The 6,920-nt window shown below is 43.5% G+C and carries 5 protein-coding genes; 3 read left to right on the forward strand and 2 right to left on the reverse strand.

Annotation, left to right across the window (positions count from 1 at the left end):
• Positions 1-73 precede the first annotated feature (73 nt).
• Complete coding sequence (locus tag QL982_RS13720) at positions 74-472, forward strand: DUF4377 domain-containing protein (RefSeq protein ID WP_290163899.1); 399 nt, start codon at positions 74-76, stop codon at positions 470-472.
• 107 nt (positions 473-579) lie between these two features.
• Here QL982_RS13720 and QL982_RS13725 read toward each other — a convergent pair whose 3' ends face one another.
• Complete coding sequence (locus QL982_RS13725; RefSeq protein ID WP_290163901.1) at positions 580-2,013, reverse strand: L-serine ammonia-lyase; 1,434 nt, start codon at positions 2,011-2,013, stop codon at positions 580-582.
• A gap of 529 nt (positions 2,014-2,542) precedes the next feature.
• On the opposite strand from QL982_RS13725, the gene QL982_RS13730 reads away from it, so the two are divergent.
• Positions 2,543-3,991, forward strand: a complete 1,449-nt coding sequence (locus QL982_RS13730) for a solute carrier family 23 protein (protein ID WP_290163903.1) — start codon at positions 2,543-2,545, stop codon at positions 3,989-3,991.
• 283 nt (positions 3,992-4,274) lie between these two features.
• Here QL982_RS13730 and QL982_RS13735 read toward each other — a convergent pair whose 3' ends face one another.
• Positions 4,275-5,207, reverse strand: a complete 933-nt coding sequence (locus tag QL982_RS13735; RefSeq protein WP_290163905.1) for a DMT family transporter — start codon at positions 5,205-5,207, stop codon at positions 4,275-4,277.
• Between the two features lie 428 nt (positions 5,208-5,635).
• Between QL982_RS13735 and QL982_RS13740 the strand changes: the two genes are divergently transcribed.
• Positions 5,636-6,658 (forward strand): WG repeat-containing protein, encoded by a 1,023-nt coding sequence (locus tag QL982_RS13740; RefSeq protein ID WP_290163906.1) that lies wholly within the window; start codon positions 5,636-5,638, stop codon positions 6,656-6,658.
• Positions 6,659-6,920: the final 262 nt, after the last annotated feature.

Genomic DNA, 6,920 nt, shown 5'->3' on the forward strand with positions numbered 1-6,920 from the left:
AATTGAGTACATATAAATAAGTAACTATAAGCAACTAACAATGTATTAATAACAATTATCTGAGGATTGAATAATGAAAAAATTAGCACTTGCAGCATTGATGACGACTTTTGCGCTTTCTGGTTGTTCGACGATGGGTATGGACAATGAGCGTACGATGGTTGTTGAAGGGGAGCCTATGAACGTGAAAGTGGTTAATATCTCAAGTTTTGAAGTAGAAATCGCACCACGCAAAGCAGTTTGCGATTTGACCGCCACTGATGGCAGCATGGTTGAGTCACAGTGCTTGCAGTATCGTCAGACTTATCAAAAAAACTACACCACGCTAAATGGTAATATCCAAGGCTTTACCTATGAGCCAAACTACCGTTACGTCCTTGATGTACGCCAAGAAGCAATGACTGCTGAAGGCTCTAATGTGGTTCAACCAGTTTGGATTCTCAATGAAGTGGTTTCAAAAACTGCTGAATAATAGTGAGATTAATGGGTTCACGATAATTTCGTGACACGTACTAAAAAGGCCTCTAACGAATTAGAGGCCTTTTTTATTGTTTTTTTTAAATGAATCATTGATGAACTTTAACACTGGCTATAGTTAACAGTAAAGCCGCGAGTTGCTGTAGGGATGCGATTATCGGCATAGATAGCAAGTCCGCCACGGGATGTTTCTTTATACTTATCAAGCATATCAGCACCGGTCACTTTCATCGTCTCGATGACTTTATCTAAAGAAACGAAGTGCTGTCCATTACCACGGCAGGCGAGGCGTGCTGCGTTCACAGCTTTTACCGCGCCCATCGCATTGCGTTCGATGCAAGGCACTTGTACTAGTCCGCCAACAGGATCGCAGGTGAGACCTAGATTATGCTCAATACCAATTTCGGCAGCATTGAGACATTTAGCAGGATCGCCACCTAGGATTTCAGCCAATGCGGATGCCGCCATCGCACAAGCAGAGCCAACTTCACCCTGACAGCCGACCTCAGCGCCAGATATTGAAGCGTTCTGTTTAATTAAGCTACCGATAGCAGTGGCATTCAATAAAAACTTGCGAGCGCCTTCTATGCTGTAAGTTGATAGAAAGTCACGGTAATAATGCATGACGGCAGGGATAATACCTGCAGCACCATTGGTAGGGGCAGTCACGACATTACCACCATTGGCGTTTTCTTCATTGACGGCCAGTGCGTAAAGATCAATCCAATCCATCGCCGCAAGCTTATCGTTCTTCGTCACAGGCTGGTTTTTTTCAGCGCACAGTTGTAGATGTAAGGCTTGAGCACGACGCTTCACATCTAGGCCACCAGGCAATATGCCACTATTTTGACACCCGCGTATCACACAGTCCTGCATAGAAGCCCAAATAGAATCTAAATAGGCAAATACCTCTGTTTGGTTGCGGTAGTGACACTCATTGGCCAGTACCAGATCGCTGATGCTTAAACCGTGTTGACGGCACTGCTCTAAAAGCTCTGCAGCGCTATTGAATGGGTAAGGGACCACATCAATCGTTGGGCTGGCATGGTCTTCGTCTGGGCTAGTGGCATCTTCTTCATTAATCACAAAACCACCGCCGACTGAGTAATAAGTCTGCTGATAGTGAGTACCGTCTGTCGATATGGCTCGAAGCATTAATGCATTGGGATGATAGGGCAGTACCGTATCGTCATACCAATAAATATCTCGCTCCGTATCAAAATTAATGGCATGAGTACCAGATACATTCAGTGTCTTGTCAGAAAATATAGGCGATAAATAACTACTGGTCATGCGTGTATCAATGGTGCTAGGAGCGTGTCCAAGTAGTCCTAGTAATATGGCAGTATCGGTGGCATGTCCTTTGCCTGTAGCTGCTAAAGACCCATAAAGCTCAATTTCAATCGTTTTAATCGTTGTCAGTTCTTGATGCTTACTTAGTGAAGCTAAGAAAAGATTTGCAGCCAGCATTGGGCCGACTGTATGTGAGCTTGATGGCCCTATGCCAATTTTAAATAAATCAAAAACACTAATCATAATAAGTTACCAAAAGTTTTAAAGGCTTCAGCATATTTTATCTATGGCATGGAGCACTTTTGTTAAAAATATAATAGACAGTCATCGATCCGAGCCATCGTTAAGAGGTGGATGCGAGACACTATTTGTGAGGGTATTCAGGTAAATGAGCACAGATGGCGATTGAATAATAACTTTTATTTATTTTGAAACTCCGTTATCATGACTCGCAGTCAACAACTATGTAACATCCTGTAAGTTGGTTATCACCATCACATAAGACGAACTATAAAAGACCCATGTCGTTTTTAGTAAGACTTATCCGTATTCATACATCTAGCGAGATATGCTTATCATACCAAATAATACTTTTGGTTTGTCATATTAAAGCATAAATGAATGGGGTACATACTATAGATAGAAGGAACTGGGGTTTTGCTATTTATGTAAACCTTTAGAGACACGCCTTAAGTAAGACACCCATTCAATTTTTATTTTATCCGTTATTCTAGCCTATTACTTTAGCTTAGCTCACATAGGACAAGCGCGCATGCCATCTCAAAAAGACCACTCATCAGCTTCAGACAACAGCGCTCAAGATCAATCAACCCAAAACGCTTTAGAGTCTGCAGGTATCGACTCAGCTGCCATCAATTATCCGCACAATCCAGACTTTGAAAATGGGCGCTGGTTCCCAACATGGCGCCCTTATAAGGGCGATCTGGATCGTGATCCAGTCGGTATCAATGACTATTTGCCACCATCCAAGAGTATATTACTCGGTGTGCAGCATACGTTTGCGATGTTTGGTGCGACGGTGCTTGCGCCTTTATTAATGGGGTTTGACCCTAACTTAGCCATTTTGATGTCCGGTATCTGTACGGTGATGTTTTTTATGATCACTGGTGGACGCATGCCGAGCTATTTGGGATCAAGTTTTGCTTTTATTGGCCCAGTCATTGCGGTGACCGCTTATGCAGGTGCAGGGTTCAATGCCAATTTGAATGTCGCGTTAGGCGGTATTATGGCCTGTGGTATCATTTATGCATTGATTGGCCTGCTGGTGATGAAAACAGGTACTGGCTGGATTGAGCGTTTGATGCCGCCTATCGTCACCGGTGCCATTGTCATGATTATCGGTTTGAACTTGGCACCAGTGACCATTCAAGGCGTGTCTGCCAATCAGTTTGATGCTTGGATGGCCACTTTGACGGTACTGCTCATTAGTGGTGTGGCGGTGTTTACCCGTGGCATGTTGCGCCGTCTGTTGCTCCTCGTGGGCTTGGTGCTGTCGTACGTTGCTTATTTTGTGATGACCAATATTCTAGGCTTTGGTGCTGCGATTGACTTTAGTACAGTAGCCGCGGCTTCATGGTTTGGCCTGCCGAGCATTCATACCCCGCGTTTTGAGATAGGCGCTATTATCCTGATTGCACCTGTGGCCTTTATTTTGGTGGCTGAAAATTTAGGCCATTTTAAGGCAGTAGAGGGCATGACCAAGGCTCGTGTAACCCCTTATATGGGTCGAGCATTTTTGGCAGATGGTTTGGCCACCACTTTTTCAGCAGGATTTGGCGGTACAGGTGTCACCACTTATGCTGAGAACATTGGTGTCATGGCAGTCACAAAAGTATATAGCACGACGATATTTGTGGTAGCAGGTTTGGTTGCTATCATATTGGGTCTGTCGCCAAAGTTTGGTGCCATCATTCAGACGATACCAGCGGCCTTATTGGGCGGTGCTTCTATCGTAGTCTTCGGCCTTATCACTGTCGCTGGGATAAAGATTTGGATCGATAGCCACATTGATTTTAGCAAAAACAGCAATCTGATTATTGCCGCTGTCACTGTCATTATGGGCACAGGTAATTTTAGCTTGCACTTAGGTGGCTTTGATTTGGGCGGTATCGGTACTGCTACTTTGGCAGCTATCGTATTGAATGCCTTGTTTAACCAAAGCGCTGAGATGAAGGCTGCTAATAAATCGTTAGCCAAATAATGGGTTAAGTTTTAGAGTGTTTATCGAATATCTGAACTAGGGCGTGTCCTCAATTCAATCGATAGTCATGTAAATGGGTAAAAAATGGCTAAATCTTGCCAAACGGCGTCAAATAGCTGACTAATATCTCGATATTATCTGCGCTATTTTCCTTGTTTGACTGCGATTTATCTCATTTTTATCACCATTTTTAAAATGAGGCCAGGCCCTAAACTGACAATGTTGAAAAAGCGCCCATGCTATCGATAGCATGGGCGCTTTTTATTGGATGAAATTGCCAAGATTATTTATACTTACGTTTATAAAAGCGTGCAAAAAACCGATAGCGGCGTAGGGCGCGTGGTTTTGGCTTCAACGATCCTAAATAAATGGCAAACATCGTCAATAGTGCACCGCTCCATTGTAAGGTGTTAATCGGTTTGTCCAGCCAGCTATAATCAATGACCAAGGCGGCAATGGGTTCTGACAATAATAACAATCCAGTCAATGCCAGAGACAGCTTAGGAATAGAGTAGGCAATCAGTCCCCATGCCAAGCATTGCATCACCGTACCATAGATGAGCACCCAGACAATCTCAGACCATGTATTGGGCAAAATATTACCAGTATCAAATACAAACATGGGTACAATCATTGCCAAGACTCCGCCGATACTAATCAGTTGCATCAGCATAAATATCGGGGTCGGTTCGGTATCATGCGTTTTACGGATAAACGTCATTGACGCGGCCAGCATCGCGCCCGACACAATACCAGTGACAAAGCCCCAAGTCGCGGCCTTGTTATGTGCAAACTCAGGACTGCCTATCATTGCCACGCCCAGCATTGCCAAAAACAAACTGATGAGCTGCACGATAGACTGACGCTCATTAAAATACAAAAACCCAATTGCTGCCAAGAAAAATATTTGCAAGCTGTTGAGCAACGTCGAAATACCAGGACCGACAGCGTAAATACTCTCGTGCCACAGCGCCAAATCTAACCCTAAAAATGCCCCCGATAATAGGCTATAAAAAATGGCACGCCTTGATTTGGGCATTCTCTGTCCCATTATCTTAGCCAATACGGCAAACACGACACCTGAAATGGCCAATCGCCAAAATGACATGGCCCACCCACCAATATCGACATGAGCGACGATCAGACTGCCCAATCCAAAAATGATACAACCAATGACCAAGCCAATAGATGCAGAGCGCGAAGAAGCAATAGCCATAAATCGTCCTTATATAAGTGTGCTTATTATCACTGCATTATGCCAGTACGATGCTGACACAAAGCCCTATTGTCATGGTTTTGAGCACAAAATGAAATGGTAAAGTCACAATTCATTACGGTTAATAGGTGACCTATCGCTAGGGCGTGTTGAATAGGCTAGAGACGAATGAGTCATGAAAGTATTTGATAATAAAGTATTTTTATCCGTAAATTTATGCCGATGAAATGACAGCCTTTATATTGAAGTGTTTATAAAAAAACGCCGATGTATGAGAGATTTGACAGGCGATTGGATATATAGGTGGCATCCTAGCCGGAATGGCATTGGCGCAGAGATTACTATTTGTTAGTCTAGTAGCTTATACTATGCTCAATACCCCATTTGTTATATCAAACAATCTACATATTATTTGCCTAGGTTTATTTATGCTTCAACGATTGTCATCAAAACAACAGCCATCTGTGATATCTGATGCACCGTCAAAAATATCGCAATACGGTTTCGTTATTACGATTCTCTCTAGTGCGTTATTTCTAATACCCAGTGTGCAAGCTGCCAGTTGTAAAATCCCAAAAAGTTATTATAAAAATGTCTCTTGTACTGCCAGTAGCAGCTATTTTTTGGCGATCAAAGACTTTGGTGCGCCAGTGGCGTTGATTGACAAAAAAGGTAAAAGAGTCGTTGATTTATCACGCTATCAAAAAGTTGATGCCGATAAACTGTCAGGCGGTCTATTGCCTGTACTGCGTAACAGTCGGGTCGGTTATCTCAATATGCAGGGCCGTGAAGTTGTGCCCGCCATGTACGATATCCTCACAGACAGCCAAGGATGGGCGCGACCAGTATCAAGTGGGCGTATCGTGGTAAAGAAAAACGGTCATTATGGCGTCATCAATACAGCCAATAGTATCGTCGTTTCGTTTTCAGTGGCGATTGATGATATCGATGATTATCGTAACGGTGTGGCACGTGTACGCAAAAACCGCGCGACCAGTTGGGTGGATAAAAATGGCAATGTCGCGAGCGATCCAAACGGGCAGAGTGATACGCCAGCTGTAAAGAAACCTATCTCCCCTGATGAAAAAACCAACGCATCCTCACAGCCTATACCCGCTCGTTTTACAACGTTAAAATCGAGTCAACAAGATGGAAAATGGGGCTTTGTCGATGACAATAACGTCATCATGATTACTTACTCATTTGATGAAGTGCGTCCGTTCTCTGAGGAGTATGCTGGCGTGCGTATCGGTGATGAGTGGGGCTTTGTCAATCTTGGCGGTGAGCTTGCGATTCCCTTTCGCTTTACGAGTGATGGTGTGTTGACCGATGATAGCTATCAGGGTCAGCCATCCTTTGTATTTACTGGTGGCAAGGCGTGGATTGGTAACCTAAAGAACGGTAATAAAATGTGTATTGATAAAACAGGGGCTGCTGTTGCTTGTGATTGATGCAATTACTAAGGCGTGTCCTCATTTTTATCACCATTTTTAAAATGAGGACACGCCCTAGGATTAAATAGATAATAAAAAAGAGTGTAAAACCTGTGATTTTTTGCTAGGTTTTACACTCTTTTTTTACAGCGCTGACATTTTTAGCCCATTTAGAGGACTATCGATTGAATCGAAGACACGGCCTAGGGTCTGTTGAACATTCAAATATTAGGGCTGCTGATTGCTAAAATTGCACCAAATTAGGCGCAAGCCGACGATA

It is taken from the genome of Psychrobacter sp. 5A.1 (genome assembly GCF_030407455.1).
In the GTDB taxonomy this organism is placed as follows: Bacteria; Pseudomonadota; Gammaproteobacteria; order Pseudomonadales; family Moraxellaceae; genus Psychrobacter.

Coding starts and splice junctions, on each gene's coding strand:
- QL982_RS13720 (WP_290163899.1), top strand. CDS start 74: ATGAAAAAATTAGCACTTGCAGCATTGATGACGACTTTTGCGCTTTCT.
- QL982_RS13725 (WP_290163901.1), bottom strand. CDS start 2,013: ATGATTAGTGTTTTTGATTTATTTAAAATTGGCATAGGGCCATCAAGC.
- QL982_RS13730 (WP_290163903.1), top strand. CDS start 2,543: ATGCCATCTCAAAAAGACCACTCATCAGCTTCAGACAACAGCGCTCAA.
- QL982_RS13735 (WP_290163905.1), bottom strand. CDS start 5,207: ATGGCTATTGCTTCTTCGCGCTCTGCATCTATTGGCTTGGTCATTGGT.
- QL982_RS13740 (WP_290163906.1), top strand. CDS start 5,636: ATGCTTCAACGATTGTCATCAAAACAACAGCCATCTGTGATATCTGAT.